This window comes from Gemmobacter sp. LW-1 (genome assembly GCF_001303875.1).
In the GTDB taxonomy this organism is placed as follows: Bacteria; Pseudomonadota; Alphaproteobacteria; order Rhodobacterales; family Rhodobacteraceae; genus Gemmobacter; species Gemmobacter caeni.
Genome location: NZ_LJSC01000051.1, coordinates 204,505 through 228,274, shown reverse-complemented (window position 1 = coordinate 228,274; position 23,770 = coordinate 204,505). Strand labels below are relative to the sequence as shown.

Genomic DNA, 23,770 nt, shown 5'->3' with positions numbered 1-23,770 from the left:
TAGGCAATTATTAGCCCCGCTGCCACCGCATTGTCAGCACGCGGGCCTTGGCCTATGCAATGCGGCATAGACGTCAGGCCAAGGGAGACCCGCATGACGACAGCCGCCATCATCGTTGCCGCAGGGCGCGGCAGCCGCGCGGGAGGCGAGATTCCAAAGCAATGGCAAAGCCTTGCCGGACGTCCTGTGCTGGCCCATACGCTCGATGCCTTTGCCGGGCTGCGCCGGGTGCTGGTGATCCATCCCGGGGATCGCGCGAGGGCCGAGGCTTTGGGCAGCGACGCCCTGCTGGTGGGCGGCGCCGATACCCGAGCCGGATCGGTGCGCAACGCGCTGGAGGCTCTGGCGGGCAGCGATGTGACCCGCGTGCTGATCCACGATGGCGCACGCCCGCTGGTTTCCCCTGCGCTGATCGCCCGGATCGCCGCGGCGCTGGATCATGGCCCTGCCGCCGCCCCGGCGCTTGCCGTCACCGATGCGCTGTGGCGTGGCGAGGCCGGCGTGGTCAGCGGAACGCAGTCGCGCGAGGGGTTGTGGCGCGCGCAGACGCCGCAGGGCTTTCGGCTGGCGGAAATCCTTGCCGCCCATCGCGCCCATCCCGGCGAGGCCGCCGATGATGTGGAGGTTGCGCGTGCAGCCGGTCTGCCGGTTGCCATCGTGCCCGGCGAAGAGGACAATATCAAACTCACCTTCCCCGGCGATTTCGCGCGGGCGGAGGCCATTCTGAAAGGGCGCGGCATGGAGATACGGCTGGGCAACGGTTTTGACGTTCACGCTTTCACCGAGGGCGATCACGTCTGGCTGTGCGGGGTAAAGGTGCCGCATGACAAGGCGCTGCTGGGCCATTCCGACGCCGATGTCGGGATGCACGCGCTGACCGATGCGATTTACGGCGCACTGGCGCAGGGCGATATCGGGCGGCATTTCCCCCCGTCGGACCCGCAATGGAAAGGCGCCGAAAGCCATATCTTCCTGCGCCATGCCATTGAAATGGCGCGCGAAATGGGATTTACACTGTCCAACTGCGACGTGACCCTGATCTGCGAACGCCCCAAGGTTGGCCCGCATGCCGAAGCGATGCGTCGCGCGCTGGCTGCGATCATGGGGGTTGAGGTTCACCGCGTCAGCGTCAAGGCGACCACATCTGAACGGCTGGGATTCACCGGCCGCGAGGAAGGTATCGCCGCCATCGCCACAGCCACGCTGGTGCAGCAATGATCCGGGTTCTGAATACCTTCTTCGGTCTTGGGCTGCTGCGCCCGGCGCCGGGCACATGGGGCTCGGCCGGGGCCATCGTTCTGGGCGTTGCCATCGACCGATACCTTGGCTTCCCCGCATTGGTTCTGGCCACGATTCTGGTGACTTGTCTTGGTTTCCTCACCTGTCGCGCGGCGCTTGCCGACCGACCGGGAGAAGACCCGTCCGAGATCGTCATCGACGAGGTGGCAGGACAATGGCTCGCCCTCCTGTTCCCCGCCTTCGCCTTCTGGCAGCGCGGGCTGGAGGATTGGGCCGTGACAGCCTATCCCGGCTGGGTCGCGGCCTTCCTGTTCTTCCGCCTGTTCGACATCTGGAAACCTTGGCTTGTCGGTCGGGCGGACCGGCGCGGCGACTGGAAAGGTGTGATGCTGGATGACCTGTGGGCGGGGCTGTTCGCGGGGCTGGCGGTCATTGTCGCCGCCGGGGTCGCGCATGGGATCATCATGCGATGAACGTCACGGAGCTTCTTGATCTTGCACGAAAATCCGGCGCGATCATCGCCACCGCCGAAAGCTGCACCGGCGGCATGATCGCGGTGGCGCTGACCGATGTTCCCGGCTCGTCCGATGTGTTCGACCGCGGCTTCGTCACCTATTCCAACGCCGCCAAGCAGGACATGCTTGGCGTCCGCGCCGGGACGCTCGCCGCCCATGGCGCGGTGTCCGAGGAAGTCGCGTGCGAGATGGCGGATGGCGCCCGCGCCCATTCCCGCGCGACGCTCGCCGTCTCGGTCACCGGCATCGCCGGACCGGGCGGATCAGAGTTCAAGCCGGAAGGTCGCGTCTGTTTCGGTCTGTCGCAGGAAGGCCGAGCAACCCTTTCCGAAACCGTGGAATTTGGTCCGCGTGGCCGGGCGGCGGTGCGCGCGGCCACGCGGGATCATGCGCTGGCGCTAATCTCGGCGGCCCTCGCCGATCCGCCCGTCGTTTGACAGCAGGATCGCGGCCGGACGGGTGAAGGGAATCGCGCCCAGAACCGCAAGGATGATCACCGTCATCGGCACAGCGAGCACTGCGCCCGGCAGACCCCAGAGCGAATACCAGGATGCAAGGCTGACCAGCACCATCATCGGGCTGAGGTTGATGCGGCGTCCCATCACATGCGGCTCAATCAGCGAGCCGATGATGAATTGCAGCGCCGACAGGATCGCCATGGTCAGGAAGGCATGCTTCAGATCGCCGGTCTGCGCCAGCGCCATCAGCGAGGGCGCCACCACCCCGGCGGCGGACCCCAGATAGGGCGTGTAGTTCAAGACCCCGATATAGATGGCCCAGAAGCCCGCCAGCTCGATCCCCATGATCTTCAGCCCGAAATAGGACAGTGCGCCGAGGATGATGTTGATGACGGTCTTGACCGCCAGAAAGCCGCCGATCCGGCTGTTGATATCGGTCGACAGCGCGATGAGTTGCGCGGCCCGGTCGCCCTGCGGATAGGCCATGTGCAGCTTCTTCACGAAGCCGGTGTATTCCAGCATCAGGAACGAGGTATAAAGCAGGATCAGCACGATCAGCCCGCCAAGGCTACCCAGGGCGCCCAGCGACTGCCGGGCCACGCCCTGAAGGTCGACATTGCTGGTGACAATCTTGCTCAGCCCGCCGGGAATGTGCTTGTCGATCTCGAACCGCGCATCAAGTTCGGCCACCAGACCGAGGATATTGCTGGAATAGGCCGGAAGGCGCTGCACCAGAACCTCGCCATTCGAGCGCAGCGTCGCCACCAGCAGGAAGATCGCCACCACGAACAGTGCGAGCACCGCGCCATGTCGCAGGATCAGCGGCAGACGACGCAGGCCCGGTACCCGGCTCATCCAGTCCACCACCGTCCACAGCACGAAAGCCACCACCGTGGCAAAGGCCAGCGGCACCAGTACGCCCTGCGCGATGTAAAGCATCCAGACGACAAGCGCGAACAGCCCCACCGCCGCAAATGCCGTGATCACGGCCAGTGGCCGCGTCTCGATGCGTTTGGTCATCATTCCTCCCGTTCAGGCCGTCCGGCCCGGGCCATAAAGTTCCACCGCGCGCCGTTCAAAGGCGCGCACCACCCGCTGCATGGCCTCGTTGAACACAACACCGATAATGCCCTGCAAGATCGCGTTGCGAAACTCGAAATCCACGAAAAACTCCACCTCGCAGCCACCTTCCACATCGCGGAAGGCCCAGTTGCTGCGCATATGGCGGAACGGCCCGTCCAGATATTCGGTGTCGATCCGCATGTCGGCAGGCCAGAGCGTGACCCGGCTGCCGAACCTTTCGCGAAACACCTTGAACGAGATCACCAGATCCGCCTCCATCAGCTCGCCCCCGCCCGCCACAGGCTTGCGCGACCGGATGCGTGCCGCCGCCGTCCAGGGCAGGAACTTCGGATAGGAGCCGACATCCGCCACGAGGTCATACATCTGCTGCGCCGTCCATGGCAGCACCCGTTTCTCGTGATGTGTGGGCATGTCACCCCTTTCCGCGATGGCCTTCCCCCGGTATTGGGAAATGGATGCAGGGAAATCAAGGGGGAGCCATGCCGCAGCGTCCTTATGTGATCGACCAGATGATCTCGGCCAAGGCCATTGCGGCGCGGGTCGAGGCGCTGGCGCGCGAGATCACCACGCATTTTTCCGGCACGGACAAGCTGGTGGTTGTGGGGCTTCTGCGCGGATCTTTCGTGTTCATCGCCGATCTGGTGCGCGAGATCGACCTGCCGGTCGAAGTGGATTTCCTTGAGGCGTCGAGCTACGGAAATGCCATGGAATCCAGCCGGGAAGTTCGAATTCTCAAGGACTTGCGCGGCGAGATTGCTGGCCGGGACGTGCTGGTGGTGGAAGACATCGTCGATACCGGCTTCACGCTGAGCCATGTCGTCCGGCTGCTGCGCTCGCGCGAGCCGAAGCGGATGGAGGTTTGCGCTCTGCTTGACAAACCTTCGCGCCGCGAGGTCGATATCCGCGCCACCTGGACCGGATTTGAAATTCCCGATGAATTTGTCGTGGGTTACGGCATCGACTTCGCGCAACGAAACCGCAATCTGCCCTTCATTGGCAAGGTGCGGTTCACCGACCCGGAATGATCCTCCCGGATTACCTGCGCCCCGGCCTGCGGATCGTGTTCTGTGGCACTGCCGCCGGAACCGCCTCGGCCAGGCACGGGCATTACTATGCCGGGCCCGGCAATCGCTTCTGGCCGATGCTGCACGAAACCGGGCTGACCCCGCGTCGGTTGCGGCCTGACGAAGATCACCTTTTGCCGGATTACGGCCATGGACTCACCGATCTGGCAAAAACCGCCTTCGGGCCGGATGCCAGAATTCCGGCGCAAAGCTATGATCCGGTGTCCTTATTCGAAAAGATCAACGATGTTCGGCCCGCCGTTCTGGCCTTCACCAGCCTGACCGCTGCCCGATTGGCGCTGGGTCGCCCCGAAGCCGCCGCAGGCCCGCTGGCCAGCGAAAGCGGCCTGCCCGGAATCCGGCTTTTTGCTTTACCTTCGCCCTCGGCCCTTGCGAAAAGCCATTTCAGCGCGACACCATGGCATCGGCTGGCAGAGGAAATACGCGGATGAACATGCACTGGCTGCTTCGCATGGCGCGCTGGGCGCGCAATCCTCCGTCGGAGGGCCGGGTGAAACTGGTTCTGGGGGTGATTGCGGCCTGTCTGGTTCTTGCCGGGATCGAATGGGTCTGGGGCTGGCCTGACTGGCTGACGACACAGAAAATCCCGCGGATGCCGTGATCACGTAGCCGTGACCATCCCTGCGGGGTGCCGCGACGAAAAATTCGCGCTAGCATGAGCCGGATCATTCGATGGAGACGCCGATGCGCCTGCTGCTCAGCCTCGCTGCCCTCGCCCTGCTTGCCGCCGGGACCGGCTGGTGGCTCACCGCACCGAAGCCGCTGCCCGACAGCACCTTCGCCGGGGTAACCGGGGATGCCACCCATGGTGAACAGGTGTTCACCGCCGCAGGCTGCGCCTCTTGCCACATGGCGCCCGGGGCGGAAGGCGAAGCGCAGCGGGTCCTCAGCGGCGGGCAGCGCTTTGCCTCGCCGTTCGGCACCTTCCTCGCGCCCAATATCTCGCCCGATCCGACCCAGGGCATCGGCGGCTGGACGCTGGCGCAATTCGGCAATGCCGTGATGCGCGGCGTGTCGCCCGAGGGCGAACATTACTATCCCGCCTTTCCCTACAGCGCCTTCAACAAGATGACGGTGCAGGATCTGGCAGATCTGAAGGCCTTCATGGATGCTCTGCCGCCCGATTCCACGCCCAGCCTGCCGCATGAGGTGAGCTTTCCCTTCAACATCCGGCGGAGCCTTGGCGGCTGGAAGCTGCTGTTCCTGCGCGACGACTGGGTGATCGACGGCACATTGAGCGAACCCGAAACCCGTGGCCGCTATATCGCCGAGGCGCTGGCGCATTGCGGCGAATGCCACACGCCGCGCAACCTGCTGGGCGGGCTGGAGCGTGGCCGCTGGCTGGCTGGGGCACCCAACCCTTCTGGCCAAGGCACGATCCCCAACATCACCCCCGCGAAACTGGGGTGGAGCGAGGATGAGATCGTCGAATACCTGACCTCGGGCTTCACGCCGGAGTTCGACAGCGTGGGCGGCCATATGGCGCATGTGGTGGAGAACATGAGCCGTCTGCCGGAGAGCGACCGTCAGGCGGTGGCCGCCTATCTGAAGAAAGTGCCCGCATCGGAATAAGGCGCGCTGCCGGATGAGGTCGCCAAAATTCTTGAGCAAGAATTTTGGCCCCGGCCCCGCTGGCGCGCGCTGCTCAGGCCTGGCTCAGCTTCGCCAGCCGCGCCGCGCGCAGGCGCGCGAAATCGTCACCGGCGTGATAGCTCGACCGGGTCAGCGGCGTGGCCGACACCATCAGGAACCCCTTGCCGAAGGCTGCTTTTTCGTAAGCCGCGAATTCCTCGGGCGTGACGAAACGGTCGACCCGGTGATGTTTCGGCGTCGGTTGCAGATATTGCCCGATGGTCAGGAAATCGACATCGGCCGAGCGCATGTCATCCATCACCTGCCGCACACCCTGTGCATCCTCACCGAGCCCCACCATGATGCCGGATTTGGTGAAGATCGCCGGGTCCATCTCTTTCACCCGCTGCAACAACCGCAGCGAATGAAAATAGCGCGCGCCGGGCCGCACGGTCGGGTAAAGACCCGGCACGGTTTCAAGGTTGTGGTTGAACACATCGGGCTTGGCCTCAACCACGACCTCCAGCGCGCTTGCATCGCATTTCAGGAAATCCGGGGTCAGGATTTCAATGGTGGTCTCGGGTGCGCGGTGGCGGATGGCGCGGATGGTCTGGGCGAAATGCTCTGCCCCGCCGTCGGCCAGATCGTCCCGGTCCACACTGGTGATGACCACATGCTTGAGGCCCAGCGTCTGCACCGCATGGGCCACGCGGCCGGGTTCGAACACATCCAGCGCATCAGGGCGGCCGGTCGCCACATTGCAGAAGCTGCATCCGCGGGTGCAGATGTCGCCCATGATCATCATGGTGGCGTGCCCCGCGCTCCAGCATTCGCCGACATTGGGGCAGCCCGCTTCCTCGCAGACCGTAACCAGCTTGTTCGCCTTCAGGATGTCGCGTGTATCCTTGTAGCCCTGCGAAGTGGGCGCCTTGACCCGGATCCACGAAGGTTTCTTCGGCTGCTCCTGATCGGGGCGGTGCGCCTTTTCCGGGTGGCGCTGATCGGGAAGCTTGAGGTCGCGCATCGGATTTTTCCCCCTGACGGCCGCGTGTCACCGGACATAAGCCTTTTGGCACGGGCTGACAACATGTCGTCGGCCCCCGAGGGATTGTAATCAGTGGAGGCTCTCATGCCCAAGAAAATCATTGCCGAGGCTTTCGGCACCATGGTCCTTGTCCTGTTCGGCTGCGGATCGGCCGTTCTGATGGGCGATCACATCGGAATGATGGGAATTGCGCTGGCCTTCGGCCTGTCCATCGTGGCGGCGGCCTATGGGATCGGGGCGATCTCGGGCGCGCATCTCAACCCGGCGGTGTCGCTGGGCATGGTGACGGCGGGGCGGATGCAGATCGGCGCCTTTGTCGGCCATATCGCCGGTCAGGTCATTGGCGCGATCCTCGGCGCGGCGGTGCTTTATATGATCGCGAGCGGCCGCGCCGGATATTCGATTGCCGTAGACGGGCTGGGACAGAACGGGTTCGGTCCGGGCTATCTGGGGGAATACGGTCTGGGTGCGGCGCTGGTCTTTGAATTCGTGATGACCTTCATCTTCGTGACGGTCATCCTTGGCGCCACCGGCCCCGGCTCGGTTGCCGGGTTTGCCGGTCTCGCCATCGGCCTGACGCTGGTGGGTATCCACCTTGTCGGCATCAATGTGACCGGCGTTTCGGTCAACCCGGCGCGCAGCCTTGCCCCGGCGCTGTTCGTCGGTGGCAAGGCGCTGGCGGACCTCTGGGTCTTCATCGTGGCGCCTCTGGCGGGCGGAGCGCTGGCGGGTATGGTCAACGCGCTTGGCTTCACCCGCGCCTGAGCGCTGCGTGGGCGGCCCTGCGCGGGGCCGCCTTACCCGATCATCGGACCGGCGCGGCCATAGGTTTCGTCATAATGCCGACGCAGCCGTTGCAGCGCGATCCGCAGTACGATCTTGCCCGAGCGCGCGGCCCAGCCCATGCGCTTTTCCGCGACCTCCAGCCCTTCCAGATGACAGCAGACCCGCAGCGCGACGTCGCCCAGCCCCGGCCCCAGATCGCGCAGGGCAAGCGCCACGCGATCCCGCGCCGCCAGCGGCGCAGCTGAGCCCGGACGGGGCTCGACCATCTCACCGGCAGGCAGGAACCCATCCCAGCCCTGCGGGATGCGCCCGCCGATCTGGGCCAGTTCGAAATCCTCGCGCAGGCGTTCCGCCGCCTGCACCAGTTCCGGCTCCAGAAAGGCGCGGCCATCCTTGTCGCGCCGTCGTGCCAGAACCGCGACCGGGCTTTCAGTCAGTGTATAACGCAGGCGCCGCGCCGCCGCGCCACCTTCGGCCTCCACAGGATCGGCAGTGCCAAAGGCTGCGGCAGCTTCGGCCAGACCAAAGGCGCCGTGATGCGCCTGACGGCGGCGATCCTCATCCTCCACCAGCCGTTTCAGCGCCGCGCGGCCCTGGGTGGTGATCTCGTAACTGGTCAGCCGTCCCTGCTTACGCACACCGATCCAGTCTTTCAGCGCGAAGGCCTGTGCCACCGCCCGGTCCAGAACCGCCGTCTGCACCATCTTGCCATCCCGCCCCGTGCGCAGGACAGCAGCCTTTTGCATTTCAGGGGCGATGGCCATGACGGCGCCGGGTTCTGCCATACGGCGCAGCACGCGCCGCGCCTCGCGGTCGATCCCGGCTTCATCCAGTGTGACGGGGGTCGGGCGGATCGGGGCGGTCATCTCGGGGGCGTCCTTTCTGTCGGGGTCCGGGGTTACGGAACCAGCCCCCTGCGCCTGCGCCAGCGCGGCCAGCGCCTCGTCCACCAGCGGATCATCGCGTCGCGCCTCGTAGCGGCGCACCTGACGCATGACGGTCGAGGCTGCCAGCCCCTCGCGCCGTGCCAGTTGCCGCAACGACAACCCGTCCTCGGTGTGGTCGAGATACAGCCGCACGGCATCCGGCAGCCATGCGGGTAGGGTGAAATCGGCACTCAGGTTCGGTTCCATGCTCTTTGTCCTGTGGCCTGCCCCCGGCCACCTGCCCCGTTCTTGGACATATGCAACCGTGGGTGGCTTTGGTTACCCGTTCGTTAACAAAAGCGCCAACGCCGGGATGAGCCGGATAATTGTTTACGATCCATGAACAAAAGCTGCGGCTTCCGCGCGGTGACTCCGGCGATGACGCAACGCGAGGTTGCGCCGTGTCATTGTTTCCAGATCGAACACGGGAGACTGCCATGACCGATTTCCGCACCCTGCTTGCCGACCTGCGCCGCCCGCGCCTTCTGATCCGCGCCGCCCGCTACGGGATGGCGGATTACCGCCGCGACCGGGATCTGAAACGGCTGTTGCGTCAGGACAAGCCACTGGGCCCAGAAAAGACCCTGCCCCGGCTGATCGACGAAGAGGAGCGGCTGGAAAGCATCCGCCGCGCGGGCGATGCCAGCTATTCGCTGAACCAGCATATCGAGGTATTGATTGCGCTGATGTCGGAATTGCACCTGTTGCCACGCCCGCAACAATTGATCTGACCGGCCGACAGATGGCAAAAGGGCCGCCCCGTGCCGGGCGGCCCTTCATCGTTTCACATTTCGCGACGATCAGATGAAAGCGTCCGGCTCGGCCGCCTTCTTCTGCGCGACATAGGCGTCCAGCGCCTCGCGGATGCCCTCGTCCAGCGCCGGGGCCTGATAATCGCCCAGCAGCTTCTTCACCCGTTCCGAGGCCAGTTGCTCGGTGTCGCGGGCGCCTTCCTCGTCCCAGGTCTCGAAGGGCTTGTAGTCCAGCAGGTCCGAGCGCCAGAAAGCGGTCTTGAAATTCGCCTGGGTATGGGCGCAGCCGAGGTAATGGCCGCCCGGACCGACCTCGCGGATCGCATCCATCCCCTGCCCGTTTTCGTCCACCGAGACGCCCTTCGCCAGATGGTGCAGCGTGCCAAGCTGGTCGGCATCCATCACGAATTTCTCGTAGCTGGAAACCAGGCCGCCTTCGAGCCAGCCGCAGGCGTGCAGCATGAAGTTCACGCCCGCCAGCAGCGCCATGTTCAGGCTGTTCGAGGTCTCGTAAGCCGCCTGCGCATCCGGCAGTTTCGAGCCGCAGAACGACCCGCCCGAACGGTAGGGCAGCCCCAGACGCCGCGCGAGCTGGCCCGCGCCATAGGTAATATGCGCGGCTTCCGGCGTCCCGAAGGTCGGCGCGCCCGAGTTCATGTCGATCGAGGTCACGAAGGCGCCAAAGATCACCGGCGCGCCGGGACGGATCAGCTGGCTGTAGGCCACGCCCGCCAGAACCTCGGCCAGAACCTGCGTCAGCGTGCCTGCCACCGTAACGGGCGCCATGGCACCACCCACGATGAAGGGCGAAATGATCGCGGCCTGCCCGGCCTTGGCGTAAACCTCCAGCGCCCCCATCATCACGCTGTCAAAGGTCAGCGGGCTGTTGATGTTGATGAGGCTGGTCATCACGGTGTTCTGGTCGACGAAATCCGACCCGAACAGGATTTTCGCCATTTCGACCGAATCCGCCGCACGCACCGGCTCGGTCACAGAGCCCATGAAAGGCTTGTCCGACAGCGTCATATGGGCGTGCAGCATGTCGAGGTGACGCTTGTTCACCGCCACGTCGGTCGGTTCGCAAACCGTGCCGCCGCTGTGGTGCAGCCATTTCGACATATAACCCAGCTTCACGAAATTGCGGAAATCCTCGATGGTCGCATAGCGGCGGCCACCCTCACGGTCGCGCACGAAGGGCGGGCCGTAAACCGGCGCCAGCACCAGCGACTTGCCGCCGATTTCCACATTGCGCTCGGGGTTGCGGGCATGCTGGGTAAAGCTCGACGGGGCGGTGGCGCAAAGCTTGCGGGCCAGACCGCGCGGGATATGCACGCGCTCGCCGCGCACATCGGCGCCTGCCGCCTTCCACAACGCCAGCGCGCCGGGGTTTTCAAGGAAATTGACGCCGATCTCTTCTAGAACCGTCTCGGCATTCCATTCGATGATCTGAAGCGCTTCCTCGTTCAGGATCTCGAAATTCGGGATATTGCGCTCGATGAAGCGCGCGGTGTCAAAGCTGATCCCGGTCCGCTCGGCGCGCCGCGCCGCCCCGCCGCCACCGCCGCGCGCCCGACGCCCTGCTGTTGCCACATCGCTCATGTCCAAACCTCCGAAATGCGCGATCCCGCGCGCCGAACTTGCCCCTATATGCCGCCAAGCCGCGACCGGCCGCTCCCCGTTTGCGTCGCATCCGTCCCAAAAACGACATCGGGCGCCACAGCACGGCACGACAACCGTCTTTCATCTTGGCACAAATATCCCACGGGGGTGCGGGGGTGTGAAACCCCCGCGTTCCAGCATCCGCCAAAGGCGATTCCGCCTTGCGATTCTGGCCCTGCAAAGCTAATTCCCGGCCATGACACATCCGCATCAACGCCTCCTGATCATCGACTTCGGCAGCCAGGTCACGCAGCTTATCGCGCGGCGCCTGCGCGAGCTGAAAGTCTATTGTGAAATCCACCCGTTCAACCGCGTGAACGAGGCCTTCCTGAGGGAGTTCGCACCGAAAGCGGTGATCTTCTCGGGCGGCCCCGCCTCGGTCTATGCCGAAGGCGCGCCGATGCCTCCGGCGGGCGTGTTCGATCTTGGCGTGCCGATCCTCGGCATCTGCTATGGCCAGCAGGTGATGATGCACTGCCTTGGCGGCCATGTCGAAGGTGGCCATGGCACCGCCGAATTCGGCCGCGCCAGGGTTACCCCGACGGACGACCGGCTGCCGCTGCTGGAGGGCTGGTTCGCGGAAGGCCCCGAACAGGTCTGGATGTCGCATGGCGACCATGTGTCGAAAATTGCGCCGGGCTTTCAGGTCTATGGCACCTCGCCCAATGCGCCCTTCGCCATTACCGCCGATGTGTCGCGCAACTTCTATGCCGTGCAGTTCCACCCCGAGGTGCATCACACTCCGAAAGGCGCGAAACTCTACGAGAATTTCGTGCGTCTGGCGGGCTTCACCGGCGACTGGACCATGGCCTCCTACCGCGAGGATGCGATCCAGAAGATCCGCGATCAGGTCGGCGACCGCAAGGTGATCTGCGCGCTTTCGGGGGGCGTTGACAGCTCTGTCGCCGCGATCCTGATCCATGAGGCCATTGGCGAGCAACTGACCTGCGTTTTCGTCGATCACGGGCTGATGCGGCTGAACGAGGCCGAGGAAGTCGTGACGATGTTCCGCGAGGCCTACAACCTGCCGCTCATCCATGCCGATGAGTCCGATCTGTTCCTCGGCGCGCTGGAAGGCGTGTCCGACCCCGAGGTGAAGCGCAAGACCATCGGGCGGCTGTTCATCGAAGTATTCGAGAAACATGCCAAGGCCATCGGCGGCGCTGATTTCTTGGCCCAGGGCACGCTTTACCCCGATGTCATCGAATCGGTGTCGTTCAGCGGCGGCCCCTCGGTCACGATCAAATCGCACCACAATGTCGGTGGCCTGCCCGAGAAAATGGGCATGAAGCTGGTGGAGCCGCTGCGCGAGCTGTTCAAGGACGAGGTGCGCGCGCTGGGTCGCGAACTTGGCCTGCCCGCCAAATTCATCGGCCGCCACCCCTTCCCCGGCCCCGGCCTCGCCATCCGCTGCCCCGGCGAGATCACCCGCGACAAACTGGAAATCCTGCGCCGCGCCGATGCGGTCTATATCGACCAGATCCGCAAGCACGGGCTTTACGATGAAATCTGGCAGGCCTTCGCTGCCATTCTGCCGATGCGCACCGTCGGCGTGATGGGCGACGGGCGCACCTATGATTACGCCGTGGGCCTGCGCGCCGTGACCAGCGTTGATGGCATGACCGCCGATTACTATCCCTTCACCCACGATTTCCTTGGGGAAACCGCGACGCGGATCATCAACGAGGTCAAGGGCGTGAACAGGGTGTTCTACGACTGCACCTCGAAACCGCCGGGGACGATCGAACTGGAATGATCCGTCTTCGGGGCCAACTCGTCTGTGTCAGCGAGGCTGAACGTGCGACCGTTCTGGCGCATGTTGCCGATCACATCGCGCTGACGCGGGCCGAGCCCGGCTGTCTGAGCTTCGAGATCGCGGAAACCGACGATCCCTTCGTTTTCGAGGTGATGGAAAGCTTCCGCGACCGTGCGGCCTTCGACAGCCATCAGACCCGCACCCGCGACAGCGCGTGGTTTGCCGCCACGCGCGGCATCCTGCGCGATTTCCGCATCGAGGAAATCGGCGACTGATCCGGTTCGCAGGGCTGGACATTCCCCCCGCCGCGCGCCACCACTTTGCGGCGCGACGGGGAGGAACGGGCGATGCAGCAGCAACAACCGCTGAAGGCGGCGATCTGGATGATCGGCTCGATCCTGTCGTTTACGGCCATGGCCATCGCCGGCCGGGCCGTAGCCGGGGTGCATGACACGTTCGAGATCATGCTCTGGCGCTCGGTCACCGGCATTGTGCTCGTGGTCGGGGGGGCGGCGTTGTTCGGTCGGCTGGGCGAGGTGCAGACCAGGCGCCTGCCGCTGCATCTGGCCCGCAACATCTCGCATTTCACCGGGCAGAACCTGTGGTTCTGGGCGCTGACCAGCATTCCGCTGGCGCAGGTCTTCGCACTGGAGTTTACCTCGCCGCTTTGGGTCGTGCTGCTGTCACCTCTGTTCCTTGGTGAAAAGCTGACCCTGGTGCGTGCGCTGGCAGCGGGACTTGGTTTTGCGGGCGCGCTGATCGTGGCGCGGCCGGATTTCGGGGCGCTCAATCCGGGCGTGGTGGCTGCCGCCGCTTCGGCCATCGGCTTTGCCGGATCGGTCATCATGACCAAACAGCTGACGCGCAATGAAAGCCTTGTGTCGATCCTGTTCTGGCTCACACTGATGCAGACCGGGCTGGGCCTCGCGGCCGCCGGGATGGATGGCCAGATTGCCCTGCCGACCCAGGCCACCCTGCCCTGGCTCGTGCTGATCGGTGCCTGTGGCGTCATTGCGCATCTGTGTCTGACCAAGGCGCTGTCGCTGGCCTCTGCCTCGGTCGTCGTGCCAGTTGATTTTGCCCGCCTCCCGATCATCGCACTGGTCGGTATGGCGCTGTATCACGAAGCGCTTGACGCCTGGGTTCTGGTTGGCGGCCTGATCATTCTGGGCGCAAATCTTTTGAACATCCGGGCGGCCACCCGCGCTAATTTGTCACATCGTAACGTAACGAATCCCTGACGTGGCGTCATTGATTGACCGAAAAGCCCGGCACACCCTAGGCTTTCAGTCAACCGGCGGAGGATGCGGCCGGGTTTCAGGAATGAGGGGAGGACGTCATGAAAAGCATCATGACATCTGTTGCGGCTCTGGCCGCCTGCGCAGGCGCGGCGCAGGCCGGGGGAATTGACCGTTCGGGGCAGCCGATCGGCGTGATCTTCGAGACAGGCAACTACGTCGAACTGAGCTATGGTCAGATCAACCCGAGCGTGACGGGCAACGATCTGGCAATCTATGGTGGCCGTCCGACCGGCAGCGTGGCTGACAAGCACAGCCTGCCCGGACTCGCCCTCAAATACGACTTCAATGACAAGCTGTCGGGCGCCCTGATCTACGATCAGGCTTATGGGGCAGACATCCTGTATGATCCTGCGCAATCGGTGATGCTGGGCGGTACCGAGGCGAAGGTGAACAGCCAGGGCCTGACCGCCCTGCTGCGCTACAAGTTCAACGAGAATTTCTCGGTCCATGGCGGTGTTCGGGCTTCCAAGGCTTCGGGGCATGTGACGCTGAAGGGGCTGGCCTATGGCCCGGCTTTCAACCCGGCGGACCCGACGACCTATCGCTCGCTCAATGGCTATTCCGTCGATCTGGCCGATGACTGGGCCGCGGGCTATGTCATTGGCGCGGCCTATGAAAAACCGGAAATCGCGCTGCGTGTCGCGCTGACCTACTTCTCGAAGATCAGCCACAAGTTCGACTCGGTCGAAACCCTGCCCGGCGGTGCTGCGGCAGCGGCGGGCGCGGCCACGGTGGCCGCCATCACCGAAACCGATACGCCGCAGGCCGTGAACCTCGATTTCCAGACCGGCGTCGCCAAGGATACCCTGGTCTTCGGTTCGGTCCGCTGGGTGGACTGGAGCGATTTTCAGGTCGCGCCGAGCACCTTCTTCGGCCCCACCGCAGGCAGTCTGACCGATCTGGAAGACACCACGACCTACACGCTGGGCGTCGGGCGCAGGTTCAATGAAAACTGGTCGGGGTCGATCTTCGCGACGTGGGAGCCGGGTGGCAGCAAGCTCGTGTCGCCGCTGGCGCCGACGAATGGCTACAAGGGGATCGGTGTCGCGGCGGTCTATACCCGTGACAACATGAAGGTGACGATGGGCGCCCGTTACCTGCGTCTTGGCGACGCGGACCCGGAAACCGGCACGCCCGATGTGGCCCGCGCCAATATGCGCGACAACACCGCCATCGCCGTCGGTGTGAAGGTCGGCTTTACCTTCTGATCACCGGATCGTCCCGACCGGAAAGCCCCGCACCCGTTGCGGGGCTTTCTTTTTCGCGTGTATCCGGTTTCGCCCCGCGTTAGGAAGACGGCAAGGATCAAGCGAAGGCGGTTGGAATGATCTACGGCTCGGCACAGGACTGGCGAAAGGCAGAGCGGCGGCGCGTGCTGATGTTCGGCATGTCGGGCCTTGGCAAGACGCATCTGTCTTCGATGCTGCGCGGTGCGGGCGGCTGGTTCCATTACTCCATCGACTACCGGATCGGCACCCGCTACATGGGCGAATACATCGCCGACAACTTCAAACGTGAAGCGATGAAAGTGCCGTTCCTGCGGGAACTGCTGCTGACGGATTCCGTCTATATCGCCTCGAACATCACCTTTGATAACCTCGCCCCGCTGTCCACCTACCTTGGCAAGCCCGGCAATCCGGCGAAAGGCGGCCTGCCCTTTGCCGAATACATGCGCCGGCAGGACCAGCACCGCGAGGCCGAGGTGGCGGCGCTTCTGGATACCATGCGTTTCATCGACCGCGCCGATGACATCTATGGCTACGGCAATTTCGTCTGCGATTCCGGCGGCTCGATCTGCGAGGTGGTGGACCCGTGGAACCCGGCCGATCCCGTGATGACGGCGCTGTCGCAGAACCTGCTGATGGTCTGGATCAAGGGGTCTGATGCTCATACGGCCGAACTGGTCCGCCGCTTCGACCGGGCACCCAAGCCCATGTATTACCAGCCGCATTTTCTGGAACGAATGTGGGACGAATACCGCAGCATGACGGGCGAGGATGCCATGCAGGTCGACCCGGACGCCTTTGTCCGCTGGACCTATGCCCAGGCTCTTGCCCATCGCCAGCCCCGATATGCCGCCATGGCCGACTGGGGTGTGACGGTCACCGCCGAAGAGGTCGCCGAGGTGCGCGACGAGGCGGGTTTCATCGACCTGATCGCCAGGGCCATTGAAGCGCGCGCCCCGCGCACATAACTGCTCCGCCGAACGGAGAAAGACATGCCGATTACCCTGCCTGAAACCCTGCCCGCCTTCGATGTGCTGAGCCGCGAGGGCATCATGGTCATGAGCCCCGAGCGCGCCGCGCGTCAGGACATCCGCCCCCTGCGCATCGGCCTGCTGAACCTGATGCCCAAGAAGATCCAGACCGAGAACCAGTTCGCCCGGCTGATCGGCGCGACGCCCTTGCAGATCGACTTTCAACTGATCCGCATGAGCGAACATCAGACGAAGAACACCGCCGCCGAACATATGGAAACCTTCTACCGCCCGTTCTCCGAAGTGGAGGAGACCGGCGAGAAGTTTGACGGCCTGATCATCACTGGCGCGCCCATCGAACATCTGCCCTTCGACGAGGTGACCTATTGGGAAGAATTGCGCCGGGTCTTTGCCTGGACGCAAACCCATGTACATTCCACCTTCGGCGTCTGCTGGGGCGGCATGGCGATGATCTACCACTTCCACGGCGTGCAGAAACATATTCTGGATCACAAGGCCTTCGGCTGCTTCCGGCACCGCAACCTTGCCCCCGCCTCGCCCTATCTGCGCGGGTTCTCGGATGATTTCGTCATCCCGGTCAGCCGCTGGACCGAGATCCGGCAGCCCGAGGTAGCGGCGCGCCCGGCCTTGCGGACCCTGCTTGGCTCTGACGAGGTCGGCCCCTGTCTGGTTGAAGACCCGGCGCATCGCGCGCTCTATATCTTCAACCATTTCGAATATGACAGCGACACGCTGAAACAGGAATACGACCGCGACGTGGCGCAGGGCACGCCGATCAACGTGCCGATGAACTACTACCCCGACGACGATCCCTCCCGTCCGCCGCTGAACCGCTGGCGCAGCCATGCGCATCTGCTTTACGGCAACTGGATCAACGAGATCTATCAGACCACGCCGTTCAAGCCGGAGGAGATCGGTGCTTGAAAGCCTGATCGCCGGGGGGGCGCTGGCGGCTTTCGGGGCCTTTGGCACCCGCCGCCGTGCCGCCCGGCGCGAGGCACGGCGTAAGGCAGCCTTTCCCCCCCTGGGGCGGCTGGTGACCGTGGAAGGCCACAGACTGCATCTGTTGCAGATGGGCAGCGGTCCCGATCTGGTGATGATCCATGGAGCCAGCGCCAACCTGCGCGAGTTCGCCATGGACCTGGCGCCGCGTCTGGCGGGGCGGTTTCGCATCACGCTGATTGACCGGCCCGGCCTCGGCTGGTCAGATCCTGTGCCGGAAGATACGCCGGGGGAACAGGCGCGCCTGATGCGGCTGGCGGCGGAAAGCGCGGGTGTCGCCCGGCCACTGGTGCTCGGCCATTCCTACGGCGGCGCGGTGGCGCTGGCCTGGGCGTTGCAGGCACAGGTGTCCGGGGTGCTGATGCTGGCTGGGGCCGCGATGCCGTGGGAGGGCGGGCTCGGCTCCTGGTACCGGCTGACCGCCTCTGGCATGGGCCGTGCGCTGGTCATTCCGCTGGTCAGCGCTTTCGTCCCTGCCCGCCAGATCGACCGCAGCATCGCGGCCACCTTCCTGCCGCAACAGCCGCCGCCCGGCTATTCCAAAGCCGCCGGTGTCGGGCTTCTGCTGCGCCGCGACACACTGGCCCGCAATGCGCGTCAGGTGAATGCGCTGCTGCCGCATGTCAGGGCCATGCAACCACAATACCATACAATTGGCGCGCCTGTCGAAATCCTGCATGGTGACGCCGATACAATCGTGCCGGCCCATGTCCATGCCGGGCCGCTGGCAGCCCTGTTGCCCGATGCGGCGGTCACCCTGCTGCCCGGCCTTGGCCATATGCCGCACCAGACCCACCCCGAGGCTGTCGAGGCCGCCGTGATGCGCCTTGCGGCCCGTGCGGGCCTGCGCCTAGAGTAACCCAGAGTTCGGTATCCGTGGAGACTGTGATGGACCTGCCCTTCGACGGCGCGATCAGCCGCTATTTCAAGGAAGACGCCCCGAAATCGGTGCGCAAGGCCATTGAACAGGGCGGCAAGAATGACATTCTGTCAAAGGGCTATGCCTACCGCGAGGAAATCTCGAAGAAAGACTACGAGGCGCGGATGGAGGCGCTGCAACCGCAGCTCGTGCGCCTGCAATCCGACATCAAGTCAACCGGCAAACGGGTGATCCTTGTGTTTGAGGGCCGCGATGCGGCGGGCAAGGGCGGCACCATCAAGGCGCTGACCGAAAACCTCAACCCGCGTGGCGCGCAGGTTGTTGCGCTGTCGAAACCCTCGGACCGCGAAAGCTCGCAATGGTATTTCCAGCGCTATATCGACTGGTTTCCGGCGGCCGGAGAAATGGTGATCTTCGACCGCAGTTGGTACAATCGCGCGATTGTCGAGCCGGTCTTCGGCTTCTGCACCCAGAACCAGAAGGAAGGCTTCTTCCGCCAACTGCCGGAATTTGAACAGATGATCGTGCAGGAGGGCATCACCTTCCTGAAATTCTGGCTGGATGTCAGCCAGCCGGAGCAACTGCGCCGCATGCTCGCCCGGGAAAGCGACCCGCTGAAACAATGGAAGCTGTCACCCATCGACGTCGAGGGGCTGACCAAATGGCAGCCCTATTGCGAGGCGATCGCCGAAACCTTCGAACGCAGCCACACCGGCTTTGCCCCCTGGACGGTGATCCGGTCGGATGACAAAAAACGCGCGCGCATCGCGGCAATCCAGACAGTGCTGAACGCACTGGAGTTCAAGGGCAAGGATCGCGGTGCCATCGGCCAGCCCGATCCGGCGATCTGCGGCGGGCCGGAAATGTGGTCTGACGGGGCGGATGACTAAGCGCGGCTATCATCACGGCAATCTGCGGCAGGCGCTGGTCGAGGCGTCGCTGGCGCTGATTGCGGAAAAGAGCCCGCAGGGCTTTACCTTGTCGGAAGCGGCAAAGGCGGCGGATGTGACACCCGCCGCTGTCTACCGCCATTTCGCGGGGCGGGACGACTTGCTGGCCGAAGTGGCGCGGCAGGGCTATGAGATCTTTGCCGCGCTGATGGAATATGCCTATGACGACGGCAAGCCTTCGGCGCTGGCGGCGTTCGAGGCGACGGGTCGGGCCTATCTGGCCTTCGCCCGCAAATATCCCGGTCACTACATGGCGATGTTCGAAAGCGGGCTGTCGCCGCAGGCTTACCCGGACCTCGCGCTGGCCTCTGCCAAGGCGCGGGCGGTGCTGGAACGGGCGGCCGCGCATCTGTCTGAGCATATGCCGCCCGACCGGCGCCCCCCGGCCTCGATGTTCTCGGCCCATATCTGGGCGATGAGTCACGGCGTGGTCGAGCTGTTCATGCGCGGCAACGGCGCGAAAAGCCCCTTCCCGGCCGAAGACCTGCTGGAAGCCGGGATCGGGATTTATCTGCGTGGACTTGGCCTGTTGCGGCCGGATCAGTAGAAACCGGCATCCTGACCAATGCGAAAGCCCTTGGCGCGGATGCGTTCCAATACAATCGGCAGGGCGCGGGGGTGATCCTCGATACAATTCTGCCTGAGGAACCAGGTCAGGAATTTCGCATGCGGCCAGTCGCGTGACATCGCCGCAGCGATGGCCTCGGCCAGTCGCGACGGATCGGTCAGCGTGATTGCGTTCTGCCCGAAATCGGTCTGCCCCGCCAGGACGACCGGCTTGCGATGCAGAAACGCCTCGAACCCCACGGCAGAAGTGACGGTCAGCACGCAGGCACAGACGGCCAGCAGATCGTGGATCGACGCATCGGTGACATAGATGCCCCGCCCCGGATCATGGCGCGCGCGCAGCCAGTCCAGCTCCTCGGGCGTATTGTTCGGATGCGGTTTGATACAAAGCGCGCGGGCGCCCTTTGTGGCAATCGCCGCCTCCACCAGTTCCGGCACTGTCAGGTAATGGCGGTGAAAGCGGGGCGGTTTGAAATCCTGCGCGAACAGCGCAAGGCAGCCCGCGGGCAGATCAGCCCCCCGTTCCGCTTGCGGGAACTTCGAGAAATTGGCGCCGATGAATTGCTCGGCCAGTCGCGCATGGAACTTCTGCGCGAAACGATCCGCCACCAGCCTTTCATCAAAGACACGCAGCCGGTGGCTGGAGTTGTTGCGACTGCCGATTTCATCGAAATACCAGTAGCCCCGCAGATAGCCGGGGACCGAGTGAAAGGCGTTGGGCGCGTATCCCGGCCGGTCTTCCATGAAGACATGCAGATGCCCACCCTGCGCCACCGCCAGGGACGCCCCCTCGGCACTATAGGGCACGACCTCGACGCCCCAGCCAGCCTCCGCCGCATGATCCGCCAGCGCCCCCAACAGGCGAAAGCCGCCACGGCACAGCGTGGCGGCCAGCTTGTCGCGGGCGTGGAAGATCAGCGTCGGCGGCAAGCCGTCCAGACGCGCGCGGGTCAGCCAGCCGCCTTCCCGCGCCTGCAAGCGCATCAGCGGAACATCACCAGCGCGCCGGGGCTCCATGCCACGCGGGCACGGGTGCCGATTTCCAGCACCGGGCGGCCAAAGACGTTGCGCATCGAAATCCGCAACGCCTCGGTGGTGCCATCCAGCTTCACATCGTAATAGGTCATGTCACCGAAATAGACGACCTCCTCGATGGTGCCCATGACCTCGCGGTCGGTGGCGGTCTGGCTGTCGTAGAGGATGGTCAGCGTCTCGGGGCGGAAGCCGACGACAGCGCCCTGCCCGGCCTCGCCCGCCATCACCTGATCGGCGCTCAGCGTCATGCGGCCGAAACCCTGCGCCTCCACCTCAATGCCGCCCGCGCCTTCCGACAGAACCTCGGCTGGCAGAAAATTCATCGTGCCGATGAAATTCGCCACCTTCCGGCTGTTCGGACGACGATAGAGCGTTTCCGGGTCGGCAAGCTGGGCGATCTGCCCCTCGAACATCACGGCGATACGGTCCGACATGACCAGCGCCTCTTCCTGGTCATGGGTGACCAGAACGAAGGTGATGCCGACCTCGCGTTGCAGCTTGATCAGTTCAACCTGCATCTGTTCGCGGATTTTCTTGTCCAGCGCCGAAAGCGGCTCGTCCAGCAGCAGCACCTTGGGCTTGAGGATCAGCGCGCGGGCCAGCGCCACGCGCTGCCGCTGGCCGCCTGAAAGCGCATGGGCGGCGCGTTTGCCGTACCCCTTCAGGCCCACCATCTCCAGCGCCTCAGCCACAGCCTTGGCCTTTTCGTCCTTTGATCGCGGATCGCGGCGCAGGCCGAAGCCCACGTTTTCCTCGACCGTCAGGTGGGGGAAGATGGCGTAGCTCTGGAAGACCATGTTGGTCGGCCGCTTGTTGGCCGGAACATCGTCCATCTTCTTGTCGTCGATCAGCACCGCACCCGAGGAAATATCCTCGAACCCCGCGATGGTGCGCAGCAGCGTGGTCTTGCCACAGCCCGAGGGGCCCAGAAGCGAGAAGAACTCTCCCGCCTTGATCGTGGCGTTGATCCCGCGCAGGGCGTGGTAATCGCCATAATATTTATGGACGTCCCGGAACTCGATCATGTTCGGCTTTTCGGTCGTGGTCACAGGAAGCCTCCGGTATCCTTGCCGCCCGATTTTGCGATGCCGCGGCGGCGGAAATATTCAGCGATGGTCAGAAGAACGATGGAGATACAGACGAGGATGGTGCCAAGCGCCATCACCGCCGGAACCTTGGCCGGGAAGCGGAACTGCCCGAAGATATAGACCGACAGCACGGTCTGATTGCCGCCAAGGAAATAGGCGATGATGAATTCATCCAGGCTGATGGTGAAGCTGATCAAGAGCGACGAGATGATACCAGGCATCACCAGCGGCAGGATGATCAGCCGGAAGGTCGAGGCCGGGGTTTCACCCAGATCATATGCAGCTTCCTCCAGCGAGCGGTCAAGCGACTGGAAGGCCGAGGTCAGGATCGCCACCGCAAAGGGCGTGCAGATCAGCACATGCCCCAGAATGATGGTGAACAAGGACAGCGGCACGCCAATCGCGATCAGCACGACCAGCAGCGCCATCGACACGATCATTTCCGGCAGCACCATGGGCAGCATGATCAGGCCCAGGATGCCGGGCTTGCCCGGAAACTTGTAGCGGGTCGAGGCGCGGGCCGCGAAGATGCCGAGGATGGTGGAAAACACCGCCGCCGAAACCGCGATGGTCAGCGAATTGCGGAAGGCGATGAACAGGGTCTTGTCCGCCCACATCTCGGCGAACCAGTTGGTCGTGAACCCTTGCAGCGGGAAGGCAATGACGCGGCTGTCGTTGAAGGCAAACAGCGGCAGCAGCACGATCGGCGCATAGAGGAAGGCCAGATAGGCCAGCGCGTAAATGCGCAGCGACGGGTTCTTCCTCATTTGCTCTGCCCCCTCAGGAAGCGGCGGTTCAGCAGAAGGAACACCACCGATACCACGGTCACGATCAGCATGGCTGTCACCGCGATGGCCGATCCCAGCGCCTTGTCGTTCTGCTTCAGCATGATCGCCTCGATCCGGTTGGCGATCATCGGAAGCTTGCCGCCGCCAATCAGTTCGGGCGTCACATAGTCACCGATGGTCGGGATAAAGACGATCAGCACCGCCGCGATGACACCTGGCATCGACAGCGGCAGCGTGACACGGATGAAGGTCATCAGCTTCGACTCGCCCAGATCCTGCCCGGCTTCCAGAAGCGAGCGGTCGATCTTTTCAAGGCTCACGAAGATCGGCAGGATGGCAAAGGCCGCATAGGCATGGGCCAGCGTCATGATCATCGAGCCGAGTGAATAGTTGATGATGGTCAGCGGCTCGCCGATGATACCAAGGCTCATCAGCCCCGAATTGATCACGCCGTTATAGCCAAGGATCACCTTCCACAGGAAGACGCGGATCAGGTAGGAGGTCCAGAACGGAATGGTGATCAGGAAGATCCACATCGACTTGCGTTCTGGCTTCACATGGAAGCTGACGAAATAGGCCACCGGATAGGCCAGCAGCACCGTTACCAGCGTCACCACGCTGGACACCGTCAGCGACCGTATCATCAGCGCCTGGTCGATACGGCCGGTCCAGACCTTCAGGTAATTGTCGAAGGTCAGGCCCGAGGAGAGACCCACCTTGCTGTCGACCATCAAAGAATAAAGCACCACCGCCGCCAGCGGGGCGGCAAGCAGCAGGATCGCATAGATCGCCGTGGGCGATACGAGCGCAAGCCCGTTGGCCGCCTCGGAATTTCTGAAGCGGCCGCGTGCAGCCCCCTGTTCCATCATGCCCCCTGTCCAGAACGGCCCGGCACCTTGGGGCGCCTGTTGCCAATTGCTTGTTCCTTATACCCGATTTTCTGGCATAGGGCCGCTCACAAGAAAAGGGGAGAAATCGGATATCCGGCCTGCGAGGCCGGAACAGACCATGGACATATCTTTACAAGACCATGAAATCTCGCAAAAAATAATTTGATCATTTTTT

Annotated in this window: 27 protein-coding genes; 18 read left to right on the top strand and 9 right to left on the bottom strand. The window is 63.9% G+C overall.

Features of this window, described 5'->3' with window-relative positions; translation table 11 throughout:
• Window positions 1-93 precede the first annotated feature (93 nt).
• Genes AO684_RS15135 through AO684_RS15125 form a run of 3 tightly spaced genes read left to right on the top strand, consistent with a single transcriptional unit; the run spans window position 94 to window position 2,191 of the window.
• The gene (locus tag AO684_RS15135) at window positions 94-1,218 is read left to right on the top strand and encodes a bifunctional 2-C-methyl-D-erythritol 4-phosphate cytidylyltransferase/2-C-methyl-D-erythritol 2,4-cyclodiphosphate synthase (RefSeq protein ID WP_054303561.1); all 1,125 of its coding nucleotides are present in this window, start codon (window positions 94-96) and stop codon (window positions 1,216-1,218) included.
• Entirely contained in the window at window positions 1,215-1,712 is a 498-nt protein-coding gene (locus AO684_RS15130) for a phosphatidylglycerophosphatase A (RefSeq protein WP_054303560.1), read from the top strand. The genes AO684_RS15135 and AO684_RS15130 overlap by 4 nt, the downstream gene beginning before the upstream one ends.
• Entirely contained in the window at window positions 1,709-2,191 is a 483-nt protein-coding gene (locus AO684_RS15125) for a CinA family protein (RefSeq protein ID WP_054303559.1), read from the top strand. Before AO684_RS15130 ends, AO684_RS15125 begins: the two co-directional genes overlap by 4 nt.
• On the opposite strand, the gene AO684_RS15120 is transcribed toward AO684_RS15125, so the two are convergent.
• Both AO684_RS15120 and AO684_RS15115 read right to left on the bottom strand, forming a co-directional pair.
• Window positions 2,153-3,232 carry an AI-2E family transporter gene (locus tag AO684_RS15120; protein WP_158640434.1) on the bottom strand — a complete coding sequence of 360 codons (1,080 nt, stop codon included), beginning with the start codon at window positions 3,230-3,232 and terminating at the stop codon, window positions 2,153-2,155. The two genes, AO684_RS15125 and AO684_RS15120, sit on opposite strands and share 39 nt — an antisense overlap.
• 12 nt (window positions 3,233-3,244) lie before the next feature.
• Window positions 3,245-3,706, bottom strand: coding sequence for a type II toxin-antitoxin system RatA family toxin (locus AO684_RS15115; RefSeq protein ID WP_054303557.1), 462 nt, complete (start codon window positions 3,704-3,706; stop codon window positions 3,245-3,247).
• Window positions 3,707-3,774: 68 nt separating this feature from the next.
• Here AO684_RS15115 and hpt point away from each other — a divergent pair, with 68 nt between their 5' ends.
• The 4 genes from hpt to AO684_RS15100 all read left to right on the top strand — a co-directional run bounded on the left by hpt (window position 3,775) and on the right by AO684_RS15100 (window position 5,952).
• On the top strand, window positions 3,775-4,320 hold the full coding sequence (hpt, locus tag AO684_RS15110; RefSeq protein ID WP_054303556.1) for a hypoxanthine phosphoribosyltransferase: 546 nt from the start codon (window positions 3,775-3,777) through the stop codon (window positions 4,318-4,320).
• Window positions 4,317-4,811, top strand: coding sequence for a mismatch-specific DNA-glycosylase (locus AO684_RS15105; protein WP_054303555.1), 495 nt, complete (start codon window positions 4,317-4,319; stop codon window positions 4,809-4,811). The genes hpt and AO684_RS15105 overlap by 4 nt, the downstream gene beginning before the upstream one ends.
• A 2-nt stretch (window positions 4,812-4,813) precedes the next feature.
• Window positions 4,814-4,981 carry a hypothetical protein gene (locus AO684_RS22055; RefSeq protein ID WP_200907824.1) on the top strand — a complete coding sequence of 56 codons (168 nt, stop codon included), beginning with the start codon at window positions 4,814-4,816 and terminating at the stop codon, window positions 4,979-4,981.
• Between the two features lie 83 nt (window positions 4,982-5,064).
• Window positions 5,065-5,952, top strand: a complete 888-nt coding sequence (locus tag AO684_RS15100; protein ID WP_054303715.1) for a cytochrome c — start codon at window positions 5,065-5,067, stop codon at window positions 5,950-5,952.
• Window positions 5,953-6,025: 73 nt separating this feature from the next.
• On the opposite strand, the gene lipA is transcribed toward AO684_RS15100, so the two are convergent.
• Window positions 6,026-6,976 carry a lipoyl synthase gene (gene lipA, locus AO684_RS15095; protein ID WP_054303554.1) on the bottom strand — a complete coding sequence of 317 codons (951 nt, stop codon included), beginning with the start codon at window positions 6,974-6,976 and terminating at the stop codon, window positions 6,026-6,028.
• A 105-nt stretch (window positions 6,977-7,081) separates the two neighbouring features.
• Here lipA and AO684_RS15090 point away from each other — a divergent pair, with 105 nt between their 5' ends.
• Window positions 7,082-7,762: an aquaporin gene (locus AO684_RS15090; protein WP_054303553.1), complete on the top strand. Its 681-nt coding sequence runs from the start codon at window positions 7,082-7,084 to the stop codon at window positions 7,760-7,762.
• A gap of 32 nt (window positions 7,763-7,794) precedes the next feature.
• On the opposite strand, the gene AO684_RS15085 is transcribed toward AO684_RS15090, so the two are convergent.
• A complete protein-coding gene (locus AO684_RS15085) occupies window positions 7,795-8,916 on the bottom strand; it encodes a DUF6456 domain-containing protein (protein ID WP_054303552.1) in 1,122 nt (373 codons plus the stop codon).
• Window positions 8,917-9,146: 230 nt separating this feature from the next.
• On the opposite strand from AO684_RS15085, the gene AO684_RS15080 reads away from it, so the two are divergent.
• Window positions 9,147-9,440 (top strand): DUF6477 family protein, encoded by a 294-nt coding sequence (locus AO684_RS15080; RefSeq protein WP_054303551.1) that lies wholly within the window; start codon window positions 9,147-9,149, stop codon window positions 9,438-9,440.
• Window positions 9,441-9,509: 69 nt separating this feature from the next.
• Here AO684_RS15080 and AO684_RS15075 read toward each other — a convergent pair whose 3' ends face one another.
• Window positions 9,510-11,060: a trimethylamine methyltransferase family protein gene (locus AO684_RS15075; RefSeq protein WP_054303550.1), complete on the bottom strand. Its 1,551-nt coding sequence runs from the start codon at window positions 11,058-11,060 to the stop codon at window positions 9,510-9,512.
• A gap of 256 nt (window positions 11,061-11,316) precedes the next feature.
• Here AO684_RS15075 and guaA point away from each other — a divergent pair, with 256 nt between their 5' ends.
• The 9 genes from guaA (at window position 11,317) to AO684_RS15030 (ending at window position 19,774) form a co-directional block, all read left to right on the top strand.
• Complete coding sequence (gene guaA, locus AO684_RS15070) at window positions 11,317-12,876, top strand: glutamine-hydrolyzing GMP synthase (RefSeq protein WP_054303549.1); 1,560 nt, start codon at window positions 11,317-11,319, stop codon at window positions 12,874-12,876.
• The gene (locus AO684_RS15065) at window positions 12,873-13,151 is read left to right on the top strand and encodes a putative quinol monooxygenase (protein WP_054303548.1); all 279 of its coding nucleotides are present in this window, start codon (window positions 12,873-12,875) and stop codon (window positions 13,149-13,151) included. Before guaA ends, AO684_RS15065 begins: the two co-directional genes overlap by 4 nt.
• Before the next feature lie 72 nt (window positions 13,152-13,223).
• A complete protein-coding gene (locus tag AO684_RS15060; protein ID WP_054303547.1) occupies window positions 13,224-14,117 on the top strand; it encodes a DMT family transporter in 894 nt (297 codons plus the stop codon).
• Between the two features lie 98 nt (window positions 14,118-14,215).
• Window positions 14,216-15,385: an OmpP1/FadL family transporter gene (locus AO684_RS15055; RefSeq protein ID WP_054303546.1), complete on the top strand. Its 1,170-nt coding sequence runs from the start codon at window positions 14,216-14,218 to the stop codon at window positions 15,383-15,385.
• Between the two features lie 116 nt (window positions 15,386-15,501).
• A complete protein-coding gene (locus AO684_RS15050) occupies window positions 15,502-16,371 on the top strand; it encodes a hypothetical protein (protein WP_054303545.1) in 870 nt (289 codons plus the stop codon).
• A gap of 24 nt (window positions 16,372-16,395) precedes the next feature.
• The gene (metA, locus tag AO684_RS15045; RefSeq protein WP_054303544.1) at window positions 16,396-17,319 is read left to right on the top strand and encodes a homoserine O-succinyltransferase; all 924 of its coding nucleotides are present in this window, start codon (window positions 16,396-16,398) and stop codon (window positions 17,317-17,319) included.
• A complete protein-coding gene (locus AO684_RS15040) occupies window positions 17,312-18,256 on the top strand; it encodes an alpha/beta fold hydrolase (RefSeq protein WP_235451297.1) in 945 nt (314 codons plus the stop codon). Before metA ends, AO684_RS15040 begins: the two co-directional genes overlap by 8 nt.
• Before the next feature lie 29 nt (window positions 18,257-18,285).
• Window positions 18,286-19,167, top strand: a complete 882-nt coding sequence (ppk2, locus tag AO684_RS15035; protein WP_054303543.1) for a polyphosphate kinase 2 — start codon at window positions 18,286-18,288, stop codon at window positions 19,165-19,167.
• A complete protein-coding gene (locus AO684_RS15030; RefSeq protein WP_054303542.1) occupies window positions 19,160-19,774 on the top strand; it encodes a TetR/AcrR family transcriptional regulator in 615 nt (204 codons plus the stop codon). The genes ppk2 and AO684_RS15030 overlap by 8 nt, the downstream gene beginning before the upstream one ends.
• Here the strand turns inward: AO684_RS15030 and AO684_RS15025 are convergent.
• Genes AO684_RS15025 through AO684_RS15010 form a run of 4 tightly spaced genes read right to left on the bottom strand, consistent with a single transcriptional unit; the run spans window position 19,768 to window position 23,571 of the window.
• Window positions 19,768-20,778 (bottom strand): hypothetical protein, encoded by a 1,011-nt coding sequence (locus AO684_RS15025; protein WP_054303541.1) that lies wholly within the window; start codon window positions 20,776-20,778, stop codon window positions 19,768-19,770. The genes AO684_RS15030 and AO684_RS15025 overlap by 7 nt on opposite strands.
• On the bottom strand, window positions 20,778-21,878 hold the full coding sequence (locus tag AO684_RS15020; RefSeq protein ID WP_054303540.1) for an ABC transporter ATP-binding protein: 1,101 nt from the start codon (window positions 21,876-21,878) through the stop codon (window positions 20,778-20,780). The genes AO684_RS15025 and AO684_RS15020 overlap by 1 nt, the downstream gene beginning before the upstream one ends.
• Window positions 21,875-22,684 (bottom strand): ABC transporter permease, encoded by an 810-nt coding sequence (locus AO684_RS15015; protein WP_054303539.1) that lies wholly within the window; start codon window positions 22,682-22,684, stop codon window positions 21,875-21,877. The genes AO684_RS15020 and AO684_RS15015 overlap by 4 nt, the downstream gene beginning before the upstream one ends.
• Window positions 22,681-23,571 carry an ABC transporter permease gene (locus tag AO684_RS15010; protein WP_054303713.1) on the bottom strand — a complete coding sequence of 297 codons (891 nt, stop codon included), beginning with the start codon at window positions 23,569-23,571 and terminating at the stop codon, window positions 22,681-22,683. Before AO684_RS15010 ends, AO684_RS15015 begins: the two co-directional genes overlap by 4 nt.
• Between the last annotated feature and the right edge of the window lie 199 nt (window positions 23,572-23,770).

What these genes read in the sequence shown, in the direction of transcription:
- AO684_RS15135 (WP_054303561.1), top strand. Translation starts at nt 94, where the DNA reads ATGACGACAGCCGCCATCATCGTTGCCGCAGGGCGCGGCAGCCGCGCG.
- AO684_RS15130 (WP_054303560.1), top strand. Translation starts at nt 1,215, where the DNA reads ATGATCCGGGTTCTGAATACCTTCTTCGGTCTTGGGCTGCTGCGCCCG.
- AO684_RS15125 (WP_054303559.1), top strand. Translation starts at nt 1,709, where the DNA reads ATGAACGTCACGGAGCTTCTTGATCTTGCACGAAAATCCGGCGCGATC.
- AO684_RS15120 (WP_158640434.1), bottom strand. Translation starts at nt 3,232, where the DNA reads ATGACCAAACGCATCGAGACGCGGCCACTGGCCGTGATCACGGCATTT.
- AO684_RS15115 (WP_054303557.1), bottom strand. Translation starts at nt 3,706, where the DNA reads ATGCCCACACATCACGAGAAACGGGTGCTGCCATGGACGGCGCAGCAG.
- hpt (WP_054303556.1), top strand. Translation starts at nt 3,775, where the DNA reads ATGCCGCAGCGTCCTTATGTGATCGACCAGATGATCTCGGCCAAGGCC.
- AO684_RS15105 (WP_054303555.1), top strand. Translation starts at nt 4,317, where the DNA reads ATGATCCTCCCGGATTACCTGCGCCCCGGCCTGCGGATCGTGTTCTGT.
- AO684_RS22055 (WP_200907824.1), top strand. Translation starts at nt 4,814, where the DNA reads ATGCACTGGCTGCTTCGCATGGCGCGCTGGGCGCGCAATCCTCCGTCG.
- AO684_RS15100 (WP_054303715.1), top strand. Translation starts at nt 5,065, where the DNA reads ATGCGCCTGCTGCTCAGCCTCGCTGCCCTCGCCCTGCTTGCCGCCGGG.
- lipA (WP_054303554.1), bottom strand. Translation starts at nt 6,976, where the DNA reads ATGCGCGACCTCAAGCTTCCCGATCAGCGCCACCCGGAAAAGGCGCAC.
- AO684_RS15090 (WP_054303553.1), top strand. Translation starts at nt 7,082, where the DNA reads ATGCCCAAGAAAATCATTGCCGAGGCTTTCGGCACCATGGTCCTTGTC.
- AO684_RS15085 (WP_054303552.1), bottom strand. Translation starts at nt 8,916, where the DNA reads ATGGAACCGAACCTGAGTGCCGATTTCACCCTACCCGCATGGCTGCCG.
- AO684_RS15080 (WP_054303551.1), top strand. Translation starts at nt 9,147, where the DNA reads ATGACCGATTTCCGCACCCTGCTTGCCGACCTGCGCCGCCCGCGCCTT.
- AO684_RS15075 (WP_054303550.1), bottom strand. Translation starts at nt 11,060, where the DNA reads ATGAGCGATGTGGCAACAGCAGGGCGTCGGGCGCGCGGCGGTGGCGGC.
- guaA (WP_054303549.1), top strand. Translation starts at nt 11,317, where the DNA reads ATGACACATCCGCATCAACGCCTCCTGATCATCGACTTCGGCAGCCAG.
- AO684_RS15065 (WP_054303548.1), top strand. Translation starts at nt 12,873, where the DNA reads ATGATCCGTCTTCGGGGCCAACTCGTCTGTGTCAGCGAGGCTGAACGT.
- AO684_RS15060 (WP_054303547.1), top strand. Translation starts at nt 13,224, where the DNA reads ATGCAGCAGCAACAACCGCTGAAGGCGGCGATCTGGATGATCGGCTCG.
- AO684_RS15055 (WP_054303546.1), top strand. Translation starts at nt 14,216, where the DNA reads ATGAAAAGCATCATGACATCTGTTGCGGCTCTGGCCGCCTGCGCAGGC.
- AO684_RS15050 (WP_054303545.1), top strand. Translation starts at nt 15,502, where the DNA reads ATGATCTACGGCTCGGCACAGGACTGGCGAAAGGCAGAGCGGCGGCGC.
- metA (WP_054303544.1), top strand. Translation starts at nt 16,396, where the DNA reads ATGCCGATTACCCTGCCTGAAACCCTGCCCGCCTTCGATGTGCTGAGC.
- ppk2 (WP_054303543.1), top strand. Translation starts at nt 18,286, where the DNA reads ATGGACCTGCCCTTCGACGGCGCGATCAGCCGCTATTTCAAGGAAGAC.
- AO684_RS15030 (WP_054303542.1), top strand. Translation starts at nt 19,160, where the DNA reads ATGACTAAGCGCGGCTATCATCACGGCAATCTGCGGCAGGCGCTGGTC.
- AO684_RS15025 (WP_054303541.1), bottom strand. Translation starts at nt 20,778, where the DNA reads ATGCGCTTGCAGGCGCGGGAAGGCGGCTGGCTGACCCGCGCGCGTCTG.
- AO684_RS15015 (WP_054303539.1), bottom strand. Translation starts at nt 22,684, where the DNA reads ATGAGGAAGAACCCGTCGCTGCGCATTTACGCGCTGGCCTATCTGGCC.
- AO684_RS15010 (WP_054303713.1), bottom strand. Translation starts at nt 23,571, where the DNA reads ATGGAACAGGGGGCTGCACGCGGCCGCTTCAGAAATTCCGAGGCGGCC.